The sequence below is a fragment of the Sulfitobacter rhodophyticola genome (assembly GCF_041281685.2).
GTDB lineage: Bacteria > Pseudomonadota > Alphaproteobacteria > Rhodobacterales > Rhodobacteraceae > Sulfitobacter.
Genome location: NZ_CP166251.2, coordinates 2,227,964 through 2,241,302, shown reverse-complemented (window position 1 = coordinate 2,241,302; position 13,339 = coordinate 2,227,964). Strand labels below are relative to the sequence as shown.

The 13,339-nt window shown below is 60.2% G+C and carries 12 protein-coding genes; 11 read left to right on the top strand and 1 reads right to left on the bottom strand.

Annotated elements, in window-relative coordinates; all coding sequences use genetic code 11:
• Positions 1-53: 53 nt before the first annotated feature.
• From AB4X18_RS11960 to AB4X18_RS11925, 8 genes are all read left to right on the top strand, one after another.
• Positions 54-998, top strand: coding sequence for an ABC transporter permease (locus AB4X18_RS11960; protein WP_370400296.1), 945 nt, complete (start codon positions 54-56; stop codon positions 996-998).
• Positions 998-1,894, top strand: coding sequence for an ABC transporter permease (locus AB4X18_RS11955; RefSeq protein WP_432816636.1), 897 nt, complete (start codon positions 998-1,000; stop codon positions 1,892-1,894). Before AB4X18_RS11960 ends, AB4X18_RS11955 begins: the two co-directional genes overlap by 1 nt.
• Positions 1,894-3,486 (top strand): ABC transporter ATP-binding protein, encoded by a 1,593-nt coding sequence (locus AB4X18_RS11950; protein ID WP_370400293.1) that lies wholly within the window; start codon positions 1,894-1,896, stop codon positions 3,484-3,486. The genes AB4X18_RS11955 and AB4X18_RS11950 overlap by 1 nt, the downstream gene beginning before the upstream one ends.
• A 47-nt stretch (positions 3,487-3,533) precedes the next feature.
• The gene (locus AB4X18_RS11945; RefSeq protein ID WP_370400292.1) at positions 3,534-4,196 is read left to right on the top strand and encodes a maleate cis-trans isomerase family protein; all 663 of its coding nucleotides are present in this window, start codon (positions 3,534-3,536) and stop codon (positions 4,194-4,196) included.
• A gap of 133 nt (positions 4,197-4,329) precedes the next feature.
• The gene (locus tag AB4X18_RS11940; RefSeq protein WP_432816635.1) at positions 4,330-5,430 is read left to right on the top strand and encodes an ABC transporter ATP-binding protein; all 1,101 of its coding nucleotides are present in this window, start codon (positions 4,330-4,332) and stop codon (positions 5,428-5,430) included.
• A gap of 113 nt (positions 5,431-5,543) precedes the next feature.
• Complete coding sequence (locus tag AB4X18_RS11935; protein ID WP_370400291.1) at positions 5,544-6,650, top strand: extracellular solute-binding protein; 1,107 nt, start codon at positions 5,544-5,546, stop codon at positions 6,648-6,650.
• 102 nt (positions 6,651-6,752) lie between these two features.
• Complete coding sequence (locus tag AB4X18_RS11930) at positions 6,753-8,459, top strand: ABC transporter permease (RefSeq protein ID WP_432816634.1); 1,707 nt, start codon at positions 6,753-6,755, stop codon at positions 8,457-8,459.
• Positions 8,460-8,462: 3 nt separating this feature from the next.
• Positions 8,463-9,641, top strand: a complete 1,179-nt coding sequence (locus tag AB4X18_RS11925) for an ABC transporter permease (RefSeq protein ID WP_432816633.1) — start codon at positions 8,463-8,465, stop codon at positions 9,639-9,641.
• Here AB4X18_RS11925 and AB4X18_RS11920 read toward each other — a convergent pair.
• Positions 9,638-10,510 (bottom strand): MurR/RpiR family transcriptional regulator, encoded by an 873-nt coding sequence (locus tag AB4X18_RS11920; RefSeq protein ID WP_370400288.1) that lies wholly within the window; start codon positions 10,508-10,510, stop codon positions 9,638-9,640. The genes AB4X18_RS11925 and AB4X18_RS11920 overlap by 4 nt on opposite strands.
• Before the next feature lie 116 nt (positions 10,511-10,626).
• On the opposite strand from AB4X18_RS11920, the gene AB4X18_RS11915 reads away from it, so the two are divergent.
• Genes AB4X18_RS11915 through AB4X18_RS11905 form a run of 3 tightly spaced genes read left to right on the top strand, consistent with a single transcriptional unit; the run spans position 10,627 to position 13,288 of the window.
• Entirely contained in the window at positions 10,627-11,406 is a 780-nt protein-coding gene (locus AB4X18_RS11915) for an N-formylglutamate amidohydrolase (RefSeq protein WP_370400287.1), read from the top strand.
• Positions 11,394-11,963 (top strand): TRAP transporter small permease subunit, encoded by a 570-nt coding sequence (locus tag AB4X18_RS11910; RefSeq protein WP_370400286.1) that lies wholly within the window; start codon positions 11,394-11,396, stop codon positions 11,961-11,963. The genes AB4X18_RS11915 and AB4X18_RS11910 overlap by 13 nt, the downstream gene beginning before the upstream one ends.
• Positions 11,963-13,288: a TRAP transporter large permease gene (locus tag AB4X18_RS11905; RefSeq protein ID WP_370400285.1), complete on the top strand. Its 1,326-nt coding sequence runs from the start codon at positions 11,963-11,965 to the stop codon at positions 13,286-13,288. The genes AB4X18_RS11910 and AB4X18_RS11905 overlap by 1 nt, the downstream gene beginning before the upstream one ends.
• The last annotated feature ends 51 nt before the right edge of the window (positions 13,289-13,339 follow it).

Below are 13,339 nucleotides of genomic sequence, written 5' to 3'. Positions count from 1 at the left end.
CTTGATCTGCGCCGCATGCTCTTTGCTTCTTCTCACACCAGCCGGAGGAATTCATGACGCGCTACATCACCATGCGTGTGCTTGCCACGATACCCGTGATGGTACTGGTCGCGCTTTTTGTATTCCTGATGTTGCGCCTGGCCCCCGGTGATCCGGCATCGGTCATCGCAGGGGATTATGCCACCGCCGAAGATGTTGCCCGTATTCGGGAACAGCTGGGATTGTCGGACCCTATCGTGGTGCAATTCGTGCGTTGGGTCGGGTCGCTGATGCAGGGCGATCTGGGCACTTCGATCTTCTCCGGAAAGCCCGTGACCGAACTGATCGGCCAGCGGATCGAGCCGACAATGTTGCTGGCGTTGACCACGATTACCTTTGCTGTGCTGGTTGCGGTCCCCCTCGGCACTCTGGCGGCGTTTCGCGCGGGGTCGCTGGTGGACCGTTTCGTGATGCTGTTCTCGGTCGGCGGGTTTTCGGTCCCGGTCTTTGTGCTGGGATACATCCTGATCTATGTCTTTTCGATGCAGCTGAAAATCCTGCCCGTACAGGGATACAAGTCGCCCTTTACCGAAGGGTTGGGGCCGTTCCTGTATCATATCACGCTGCCGACCGTGACGCTGTCGGTCATCTTCATCGCCCTGATCGCGCGGATGACGCGCGCATCGGTGATCGAAGTGCTGGAAGAAGATTACATCCGCACCGCGCGCGCCAAAGGGCAGTCGGAGATGAAAATCCTCATGCGCCATGCCTTGCGCAATGCGGCCGTGCCCGTGGTCACGGTGATCGGCATCGGCATCGCGTTGCTGATTGGCGGTGTGGTGGTGACCGAAAGTGTCTTCAATATCCCCGGTCTGGGCCGTCTGGTTCTGGATGCGGTGCTGGCGCGGGATTATCCGATCATCCAGGGACTGATCCTGTTTTTCAGTTTCATCTACATCTTCATCAACCTGATGATCGACCTCAGTTATACGCTGCTTGACCCCAGGATACGGTACTGATGAGCAACCCTGCCACAAATCCCGTCCCGCCGTCCCCTGTTGCTGCTGCTGCCGCTGCAAAGGACATCAGCCTCGCGCGCATCGCGCTGCGCAATCGCGGCGTCTTCTGGGGCGGAGCGATATTGGTCGTGATCGGGCTTTTTGCCATTTTCGGCCCGCTGTTCACCCTTGATCCGATGACGCTGAACCCGACGAACAGGCTGAAGCCACCGGGGGGCGCCGGGTTGTTCGGCACGGACATGCTGGGCCGCGATGTCTATTCACGCGTGATCAGCGGCGCACAGGTTTCGTTGATCGTGGGGCTGTTCGTGGCGATCGTTGCCGTGGCCGTGGGCCTTTTTCTGGGGCTGATTGCCGGATACATCCGGCTGGCGGATGCGCTGATCATGCGGCTGATGGACGGCTTGATGTCGATCCCGGCGATCCTGCTGGCAATTGCCATGATCTCGCTGTCGGGGGCAACGCTGGGCACGGTGGTGCTGGCTATCGTCATTCCTGAAATTCCCCGTGTTGTGCGGCTTGTGCGGTCTGTCGTGCTGACGGTCCGGGAAGAACCTTACGTGGAGGCCGCGATATCGGCTGGGACCCGCGTGCCGACCATCCTCGTGCGCCACGTGCTGCCCAACACCATCGCACCGCTGATCGTGCAGGCCACGTATATTTGCGGCTCTGCCATGCTGACGGAATCCATTCTGGGTTTTCTGGGCGCGGGCATCCCGCCGGAAATCCCGTCATGGGGTAACATCATGTCCGAAGGGCGCACCTTCTTCCAGCTGACCCCCTGGATCATCTTCTTTCCCGGCATCTGCCTCGCCGTGACCGTGCTGGCTGTCAACGTCGTGGGCGACGGGCTGCGCGACACGCTGGACCCCCGGATTGCAAGGAACATGCGTTGATGGGCATTCTTGAGATAGAGAACCTGACTGTCAAACTGCCCTCAGGCGCGGACCGCCCCTTTGCCATCGAAGAGGTCACCCTGTCCGTCAAAAAGGGAGAGATCCTGTGCGTCGTTGGCGAAAGCGGTTCGGGCAAGTCCGTGACGGCGTTCTCCGTCATGGGTCTGGCGGACAAGCGCGCGCTGACGCCTGTTTCGGGGGCGATCAGGCTGGATGGGGAAGATATCCTCAACGCGACGGACGCGCGGCTGCGCAAGCTGCGCGGCGAGAAGATGGGCATGATCTTTCAGGAGCCGATGACCGCCCTGAACCCAGTGGTGCGAGTGGGGGAGCAGATTTCCGAAATGCTGGAAATCCATACCAACATGAACGCATCCCAGCGCAAGGAACGCGTGATTGCGGCGATGAACGATGTGCGCCTGCCTGATCCGGAAAAGATGTACCGTTCCTATCCCCACCAGTTGTCCGGCGGGCAGCGGCAGCGGATCATGATCGCCATGGCGCTGACGCTGGAGCCACAGCTGCTGATCGCGGATGAGCCGACGACGGCGCTGGATGTGACCACGCAGGCGCAGATCCTCGCGCTGATCAAGGACATTCAAATCCGCAAGGGCATGGGGGTGATGTTCATCACCCATGATTTCGGCGTCGTGGCCGAGATTGCAGACCGGGTGGCGGTGATGAAACACGGCAGGATCGTGGAACAAGGCACCGTGGATGAGGTGCTACGCGCGCCCAAGGACGACTATACCAAGATGCTGATCGCCGCTGTGCCGTCGATGACACCGCCCAAGCGGGTGCCTGCGACCGGGGAAGTCGCGCTGAGCACGGATGATCTGGTGAAGGTGTACGGCACGCCCGGCCTGCTTGGTACGGGCCGCGTTGTGAATGCGGTGCAGGAAGTCGACCTGACCGTGCGCCGTGGTGAGACGCTGGGTATCGTAGGTGAAAGCGGATCGGGCAAGTCCACCGTGGCGCGTTGTATCATGCGGTTGATTGATCCTACCTCGGGCGAGGTGCTGATCAACGGAGAAAACATTGCCACATTGAAAGAGGGGCAATTGCGCCCGCATCGGCGGGACATCCAGATCGTGTTTCAGGACCCTTATCGGTCGCTCAACCCACGGCGGACCGTGGGGCAGAGCATCGTCGAAGGGCCGGTGAATTTCGGGCTGTCGATGCGCGAGGCGCAGGAACGTGCGGCGGAGTTGATGCGGATCGTTGGGCTGGCCCCGGATGCGCTGGACAGGTTCCCGCATCAGTTTTCAGGCGGGCAACGCCAGCGCATCTGCATCGCGCGCGCGCTGGCGATGGAGCCGATGATCCTGATCGCGGATGAAGCAGTGTCGGCGCTGGATGTGTCGGTGCAGGCGCAGGTGCTGGACCTGCTGGATGACGTGCGCAAGAAGTTCGATCTGGCGATGCTGTTCATCACGCATGACCTGCGCGTGGCCGCCCAGATTTGCGACCGCATCCTTGTGATGAACAAGGGAGAAGTGGTGGAGACCGGGCCGACTGCGGAGGTCTATGCCGATCCGCAGCATGAATATACCCGCGCCTTGTTGAAGGCAGCGCCCGGGGCGATGCTCTGATCCCGCTGCCTTATACGCTTGATGCCGACGAAAGGCAGCCTGCGCCGATGGGCCTGATCGTGCTTCAGACCGATGAGACGCTGGAAGGGGACATGCGGCGCGTGTTGCGCGACGATCCGACGCCGCTGTATGTCAGCCGCATCCCCAGCGCACCGCAGGTGTCCTCGGAAACGCTGGGCGCGATGTCAGGTGATCTGAAAACGGCCGCAGGCCTGCTGCCAGATGCACGGCCCTATCGCGTGGTCGGCTATGGCTGTACCTCTGCCAGCGCGGTCATCGGATCGGAGAAGGTCCAACAGATCGTACAAACGGCCTGTGATGTCGCGCATGTAACAAATCCGCTGCGCGCCACCATCGCCTGCGCGGCCGATCTGGGTATTTCGAAACTTGCGTTGGTTTCGCCTTATGTCGAGGAAGTGAACGTGCCGCTGCGCGCGGCCTTTGCACAGGCGGGGTTGAGCACGGATGCCTTCGGCAGTTTTCAGGAGGCCGAGGAGGCCAAGGTGGTGCGCATCAGCGCGGCATCCCTGCTGGAAGCGGGGCGGCGGTTGGGCGCGGACAGTGCTGTCGAAGGGGTTTTCCTGAGCTGTACCAACCTGCGCACGCTGGATGTCATTCCAAGATTGTCCGAGGCGCTTGGCAAGCCCGTGCTGTCGAGCAATCAGGCGCTGGCCTGGCACATGATGCGCCTGAACATGCATGAATGTTGATTTGTTTGCGCTAACGGCCACAGCGCATCCCAAGAATCTGGTTGCAGTTCATTCGCAGCTTGTTACCAATGCTCTAGCTTAGAATAGCGACGGTGGGATCAATCCGCCGCGAAGGGACACAGGGAAGGAGACGTTGGTGAATACTGCGTCAAACGAAGCGTTCGTAGCATTCGAGCGTGTCCAGAAATCATATGACGGCGAAAACCTTGTGGTGAAGGATCTTAACCTGTCCCTGCCCAAGGGGGAGTTTCTGACCATGCTCGGGCCATCGGGGTCCGGCAAGACCACCTGCCTGATGATGCTTGCCGGGTTCGAGACGGCGACCCACGGGGATATCCTGCTGGATGGCAAGTCGATCAACAACATCCCGCCGCACAAGCGCGGCATCGGCATGGTGTTTCAGAACTACGCCCTGTTCCCGCACATGACGGTTGCAGAAAACCTGTCCTTCCCGCTGGAAGTGCGCGGGATGAGCAAGTCCGTGCGCGAGGAAAAGGTCAAACGCGCGCTGGACATGGTGCAGATGGGTGATTTCGGGGGCCGCCGCCCGGCGCAGCTTTCGGGGGGTCAGCAACAGCGCATCGCACTGAGCCGCGCGCTGGTGTTTGAACCGGAGCTGGTCTTAATGGACGAACCGCTGGGCGCGCTGGACAAGCAGCTGCGCGAGACCTTGCAGTTTGAAATTACCAATCTGGCGCACGAGTTGGGCATCACGACCGTTTACGTGACCCACGACCAGACAGAAGCGCTGACCATGTCGGACCGGGTAGCCGTATTCGACGATGGCCGCATTCAGCAGTTGGCACCGCCGGACAAGCTTTATGAAGAGCCGGAAAACAGCTTTGTTGCGCAATTCATCGGCGAAAACAATACGCTGGAAGGTGTGATCAAGGAGATCAACAACGATATCGCGCTGGTTGAACTGGACGGCGGCGCGGTGATCGACGCCAAGCCAATCAACGTCAGCAAGGTGGGGGAGCGCACGCGCGTCTCCATCCGGCCCGAGCGGGTGGAATACAACAAGGACCGCCTGAGCGCGGACGCCCACACGCTGAAGGCCGAAGTGCTTGAGTTCATCTACATGGGTGACATTTTCCGCACGCGGCTGCGGGTCGCGGGGAAGAATGATTTTGTCATCAAGACCCGCAACGCACCCGACCAGACCCGTCTGAAACCCGGTCAGCAGATCGAGATCGGTTGGCTGGCCGAAGATTGTCGCGCGTTGGATGCCTGAGGCACGTGCGCGATGAGACAAGGCGGGTTCAACACCACAGAGACAAGCGTAATGGCCCAAGCCCGTGCCATGCCGCTTTACCACTTAACGGGCGGATAATGGGAGAGTAACCAATGAAACTAGCAAAGACGCTTATGGCATCTACCGCGCTGACAGTTGCAGCCGGTATGGTTGCCGCTGACGGCCACATGGCAAGCGAAATGACCATCGTGAGCTGGGGCGGCGCATATTCCAACAGCCAGCAGCAAGCCTATCATAACCCCTACATGGAAAAGACAGGCGTCACGATCATCAACGATGAATCCTCCGCCGAGGCCGTAGCCAAGCTGCGCGCGATGAATGAAGCGGGCAATGTGACATGGGACGTGGTCGACGTTGTTGCGGCTGACGCCATCCGCCTGTGTGACGAAGGTCTGGCGATGGAAATCGATCCTGACACCATGCTGGCAGACGGCGACGACGGCTCAAAGGCTTCTGACGACTTCGGTGACCTGCTGGTCTCCGACTGCTTCATTCCGCAGATCGTCTATTCCACCACCTTCGGCTACCGCACGGACATGGTCGGTGACACACCGCCTACATCCGTGTGCGCGGTCTTCGACACCGAAGCCTATCCCGGCAAGCGTGCGCTGGAAAAGCGCCCCATCAACAACATGGAATGGGCGCTGCTGTGTGACGGCGTGGCAAAGGAAGACGTCTATGACGTGCTGGAGACCGAAGAAGGTCAGCAGCAGGCGCTGGACAAGCTGGGCACCATCAAGGACGACGTGATCTGGTGGTCTGCCGGTGCGGACACACCGCAGCTTCTGGCGGATGGCGAGATCGTGATGGGTTCCACCTACAACGGTCGCCTTTTCTCCGTCATCGAAGAGCAGAAGCAACCCGTTGCGATGCTGTGGGACGCGCAGGTGTTCGACCTTGACGGTTGGATCATCCCGACCGGTCTGTCCGATGAGCGCAAGGCGCGCGCCTTGGACTACATCATGTTCGCGACAGACACACAGCGTCTGGCGGATCAGGCCAAATACATCAGCTATGGTCCTGCACGTGCGTCTTCCGCACCGCTGGTGGGTCAGCACGCTGAACTGGGCATCGACATGGCGCCGCACATGCCGACCGATCCTGAGAACGCAAAGAACACGTTCCTCTACAACTACGAGTTCTGGGCTGACTACCGCGACGACATCGACGCGAAGTTCCAGGCGTGGCTGGCACAATAAGCCGCGTTTGAGTTGATAAAATTGTCAGGGGCCAAGAACGGCCCCTGACCCCTACCCTGCCCCGCCGCCAACACGGCAGGGCCAAGCCATCAAGGGTGACGCATGAGCGATCAGACAGCACCGACAGGTCCCGACCAATTTTCCGGCGCAACCGCCGACAACGCGATGCGAAACGCCGACCGCGCAACCGATGGGCCGATGCTCGCCGCCGATGGACGCACCCTGAAATCCAGCTTGAACCGCGCCCTGCGTCGCAGCAAGCTGCGCGCGCTGATGCTGATCGCACCGCTGTTGATCTTCGTGCTGCTGACCTTCATCGCGCCGATTGCCGACATGCTGTTCAGGTCTGTGGAGAACCAGATCGTCTCCGATACGCTGCCGCGTACCGTTGCAGCCCTTTCAGACTGGGACGAGGACGGCGAAATACTGCCTGACGACGCGGTCTTCCGGGAACTGTACCGGGACATTTTTGTTGCCAAGGAGCGCAAGTTGCACACGCGGCTTGGGTCCCGCCTGAACTATGAACTGACAGGTGTTTCTTCGCTTTTCCGGAAATCCGGCCGCAAGGTCGAGGATATGGGCGAAGTGTATCAGGATCAGTTCGAGGATCTTGATGCCTTCTGGAAGGAGGGCGAAAACTGGAACGCCCTGATGGGTGACGCCGACTGGCTTGCCGCGCAGAATGCGTGGGATCCGGCGTCCGGCGACCGACAGCCCGCCTTCAAGGTCAGCGGAGATGCCGCTTCCCTGCTGCCACAGACCGCCGAGATGTTCGCGCTTTATGCGGATTTCGTACAGAACGAGGATGAAGACAATCTGGCCAAGGAAGACCCTTGGGCGCTGGTCTATTCCGCCCTGCACGACGACCTGACAGGTGGCGCGGATGTCGCGAGCTATTCGGGTCCCGGTGCTGCAGAACTTCAGGCAGCCGCAGCGGCGGCGCCCGGTTTTGATACCGTCACATTCCGCGATGCGTTCGAGGACATAGACAAGGATTGGGGCAGTCTCGACGTCTGGCAGACCCTCAAGGTCTACAGCCCCAACTTCACCTCAGGTTACTTCCTGAATTCCATCGACATGCAGAAGACCGTAGACGGCCCGGAAATGCGCCCGGAAAGCCAGCAACTGTACCTCAAGTTGTTCCTGCGGACGTTGTTCATGTCGCTGGTGATCACCGGAAGCTGCATCTTGCTGGGCTATCCGGTGGGATATATCCTTGCCAACCTGCCCGCGAAGACCGCGAACCTGCTGATGATCCTCGTGCTGCTGCCGTTCTGGACTTCGCTTCTGGTGCGGACCTCCGCGTGGAAAGTGATGCTGCAACAGCAAGGTGTGGTGAACGATACTCTGGTCTGGCTCGGTGTGGTGGCCGATGATGGCCGCCTTGCCCTGATCAACAACCAGACGGGCACGATCATCGCGATGACGCATATCCTGCTGCCCTTCATGATCCTGCCGCTTTATTCGGTGATGAAGACCATTCCACCCAGCTATACCCGAGCGGCAAAATCGCTGGGTGCGACGAACTGGACCGCGTTCTGGCGGGTCTATTTCCCACAGTCGGTGCCGGGTATCGGCGCGGGGTCAATCCTCGTCTTTATCCTGTCGATTGGCTATTACATCACGCCCGAGATCGTGGGTGGCACCACGGGCACGTTCATCTCCAACCGGATCGCCTATCACATTTCCAGCTCGCTGAACTGGGGTCTGGCGGCGGCGCTTGGGGCCATCCTGCTGGCGGTGGTGCTTGGGCTTTACTGGGCCTACGACAGGATCGTGGGCATCGACAACGTGAAACTGGGGGGCTGAACCATGGCTGTACTCACACCGATCTCCCGCACGCCGGTTTCCTTCTACGTCTCTGTCGTCGCCCTTGCCGGGGCGGTGGCCGGCGTGTTTGTCGGCACGGCGCAAGGATCCACCCTGCTGGGTGTGATCATAGGTGCTGCGTTGATGGCCGCGATTGCCTTTGTGGCAACGCAGATCATCAAGGCAGAGACGGCATCGCGCTGGGGCATCGTCGTGCTGCTGGCCATCGCCGGGTTCTTGCTTGGCGGATTTGTTGCCGGTATCATCGGCGCGCTTTTCGGCTGGTTTTTTGGGTGGTTCATCTTCTGGCTATATGAAGGCCGATACCGGGCGACCGTGGCCCCCTATCTGACGCCCGGTCAGGTGCTATGGCACTATGCCTTCCGCGTCATCTGCGGCGCGATCCTTATCTTCCTGATCACGCCCATTCTGGTGGTCATGCCGCTGAGCTTCAACGCGCAAGATTTCTTTACCTTCACGCCGGAGATGCTGCGGTTTGATCCGGCGGGGTATTCGCTGAAGCACTATCGTGATTTCCTGACCAATGCGGACTGGCAGCAAGCGGTGGCAAACTCCGTCAAGATCGCACCGGCCGCCACAATTCTGTCGGTAGGCTTCGGAACTCTGGCGGCGATCGGCCTCAGCCAGCCTCATGTGCCGTTTCGGCGGGCGATCATGGCGATCCTGATTTCTCCAATGATCGTGCCGCTGATCATCTCGGCGGCGGGCATGTATTTCTTCTACAGTCGCGTCGGGCTGCAAGGCACCTACATCGGCGTCGTGCTGGCGCATGCGGCTCTTGGCATTCCCTTCGTGATCATTACGGTAACGGCAACGCTGGTGGGCTTTGACAATTCGCTGACGCGGGCGGCGGCGAACATGGGCGCGGGTCCGGTGCGCACCTTCTTCAAGGTACAGATGCCGCTGATCCTGCCGGGTGTGATTTCGGGTGGCCTGTTCGCCTTCATCACGTCGTTCGACGAAGTGGTCGTGGTGCTGTTTGTCGGCTCCGCCGGACAAAAGACGCTGCCCTGGCAGATGTTCACCGGCCTGCGCGAACAGATCAGCCCGACCATTCTGGCGGTGGCCACGATCCTTGTGGTGCTGTCCATTGGGTTGCTGACCGTCGTGGAACTGCTGCGGCGCCGGTCTGAACGATTGCGGGGCATGTCGCCCGGCTAAGTGAACTTCCGAAAGAGCCGGGTGCGGTCGAACATCTCTTCGAGCTGTTCCATCCGGCCTTTCGTTCTTTCCCAATTGAGCGTTTGAACGGCGGAGATCATCGTCTCCGTCAACAACAGCGTGGTCGCGGCACTGTCCCATGCGGACGGCACCATGATCCGGGCGGACAGGCAGATGTCAGCCAAGGGGTGCACCGGGGATCGCCATTGATCGGTGAACAGGATCAGCTTGGCCCCCTTGGCATGCGCCATTTCCGCCAGCTTGAGGGTGTTGTTCTCGTAGCGGCGCACGTCATAGATCACGAACACATCGCCCTCTTGCACATCCAGAAGGTAATGCGGCCAAGCGTTCGATGTAGACTGGATATGGGTCAGGTTGGGGCGGATCACCTGCATGTGCAGGAAGAGGTATTCCGCCAGCGTATGGGTGATGCGTCCGCCCACGATATAGAGGTGCCGGTTCGCGTCCCCCACCAACGCGCAGGCGGCGTCAAACCCTTCGGGATCGATCTGGCCCAGCGTATGCCGGATGTTGTCGATCACCGCATCTGTGAACCGGTTCAGCATGTGTTCTTCGGGCGCACTGCCCGCCCATGTGTCATATCGCGCGATGGGAGAACGCGCCTTGGCTTTCAATTCCTCGCGCAGGGCGGCCTGAAAATCGGGATAGCCTTTGAAACCCAGCTTCTGCACCATTCGGGCAACCGTCGGCACGGAGACGTGCGCCTCCTCCGCCAGGGTGGCCAGCGGACCAAGACCGGATGCGGGGTAATTCTCAAGAATGGATTGCGCAAGTTGGCGTTCAGCGCGGGTCAGATCATCCAGCTTTGACTGTATCCGGTCCGAGATGGTCAGGGTCGCGTCAGACACGGCAGCCTCCGTTTTGATCGAAAAAATATCAACAGACTTCACGCCGTGATAAATCTTTCACAATTGTGTTGACATAAGCCGATTCCAGCAAGCACTTTAATCCGCAAGGAGATACGATGGCTGCGCAACCCCCTGCATCCCCCACCGCCCCCGTGCGCACCGTGAACCCCAACGGGCGGTCGCCACTGGTGCTGGTGTGCGAGCATGCCTCGGCCCATATCCCGGAAAGATTTGATCATCTTGGCCTGCCTCCGGAGGCACGCGAGACGCATATCGCGTGGGATCCCGGCGCGTTGGCCGTGGCGGAACGGATGTCTAAAAAGCTGGATGCGCGGTTGGTTGCGGGCACGCTGTCGCGGCTGATCTATGACTGCAACCGCCCGCCCGATGCACCCGATGCGATGCCGGACCGGAGCGAGGCATACGACATACCCGGCAATGTGGACCTGAGTGATGCAGAGAAGGACGCGCGTATCAAGGGCATTTACGAGCCCTTCCATGCCGTTGTCGCGCAGATGTTGGCCAAATCGCCAAAGGCGGTATGCGTGACTGTTCACAGTTTCACCCCGACCTACCACGGGCAACCGCGCAGTGTGGAGATCGGGGTGCTGCATGATGAAGATGCCCGGCTGGCAGACGCCATGCTGGCCATCGCAGCACAGCACACGTTGATGCGGGTGGAGCGCAACGCGCCCTACGGTCCGCAGGACGGAGTGACCCACACCCTCCAGCGTCACGCGCTGCCCGCAGGCCATCCAAACGTAATGATCGAAGTGCGCAGCGACCTGATCGCGACGTCGGCCGAGCAACAGGCGATGGGCACGATGCTGGCGCATTGGATAAGTGCCGCCTGCGGGGATATCGACACGATCGGGGTGATCAAATGCACGGCGTGATGCGCGGCTATATCGGCGCTGTCGATGCCGTGAATTACCGGGTCGGACGCATGATCATGTACGGCATCTTTGCCCTGATGGGTGTGCTTTTGTGGTCCTCCATCAGCAAGACGTTCTTTACGCCGACGCTTTGGACGCTGGAAATGGCGCAGTTCCTGATGGTGGGGTACTACATCCTTGGCGGGCCTTATTCGATCCAGATGGGGTCGAATGTGCGGATGGACCTGCTTTATGGTGGCTGGTCGGTGCGGCGCAAGGCGTGGTTCGACATCTTCACGGTGTGTCTGCTGATCTTCTACCTGTGTGTGCTGCTTTACGGTGCACTTGGGTCGACCGCCTATTCGCTTGGGTACTGGAAGACGGAACCGGTATCGTACTTGTTTGGCGTGGCCATCGGGACCGAGGAGGTGGGACGATTGGAGCGGTCCTCCTCTGCCTGGCGGCCTTACATGTGGCCGATCAAGACGGTGATGATCCTCGGCTTTTTCCTGATGATCCTGCAGTGCCTTTCGGAGCTGTGCAAAGACGTCCTGCGCCTGCGGGGTGAAAGCGTCTGATGCCATACGAAATGATCGCTACGCTCATGTTTTCGACCATGATGCTGATGCTGCTGACGGGCCAGCGGGTGTTTGGCGCGATTGGCTTTGTTGCCGTGGTCGCGGCGCTGCTGTTGTGGGGCGACAAGGGCGGATATGACATCGGCTTTGCCGCGGCGATGAAGCTGATGAAATGGTATCCCCTGCTGACCCTGCCGATGTTCATCTTCATGGGATACGTCCTGTCGGAGAGCAAGATTGCCGACGATCTTTACCGCATGTTCCACGTCTGGATGGGTGGCCTGCGGGGCGGTTTGGCGATTGGCACGATTGGCTTGATGGTGCTGATTTCCGCGATGAACGGGCTGAGCGTGGCGGGCATGGCCATCGGGGCCACCATCGCCCTGCCGGAGCTTTTGAAACGTGGCTATGACAAGCGCATGGTGACCGGGGTCATTCAGGCGGGGTCGTCACTCGGTATTCTTGTGCCCCCTTCGGTCGTGCTGGTGCTATACGCGATGATCGCGCGGCAGCCGGTGGGGCAGCTGTGGCTGGCGGGCGTGGTGCCGGGCCTGATGATGGCCGCATTGTTCATCCTTTACATCGCCATCCGCTGTCGTCTCAACCCGGCCCTTGGCCCGGCGTTGAGCGAGGAAGAGCGCGACATGCCAATGGCAGAGAAGCTGAGGCTGCTGCGCGCGGGGCTGCTGCCGCTGGTGATCTTTGCGGTGATGATGGTGCCGTTCGTGAACGGATGGACCAGCCTGGTGGAAAGTTCTGCCATCGGGGCGCTGGCCGCCTTCGTGGCGGCGGTCCTGAAAGGGCGCATGACGCGCACGGTGTTCGAGACATCGGTGCGCAGCACGCTGGGCATCACCTGCATGTTCATGTGGATCATCCTTGCCGCGCTGGCCTTCGGCGCGGTGTTTGACGGGCTGGGTGCAGTGAAGGCGATAGAGAGCCTGTTCACCGAAAAGCTGGGCCTGAACCCGTGGATGATCCTGATCCTGATGCAGCTCAGCTTTATCCTGATGGGGACGTTTCTGGACGACACTGCAATGCTGGTGATCGTGGCGCCGCTTTATGTGCCGCTGGTGGGCGCGATGGGGTTTGACCTGGTCTGGTATGGTATCCTTTATACAATCACCTGTCAGATCGCCTACATGACACCGCCTTTCGGCTATAACCTGTTCCTGATGCGCGCCATGGCCCCGCCCGAGATCAGCATTCATGACATCTATCGGTCCATCGGACCTTTCGTGCTTGTGATGGCTTTGGCGCTCGCCCTCGTGATGATATTTCCGCAGCTGGCATTGTGGCTGCCGGGGGTCGTTTACGGACAATGAACCACAACAAGCCGGGCCAACCGGCGCAACCTTAGACAAGGAGAGAAGACC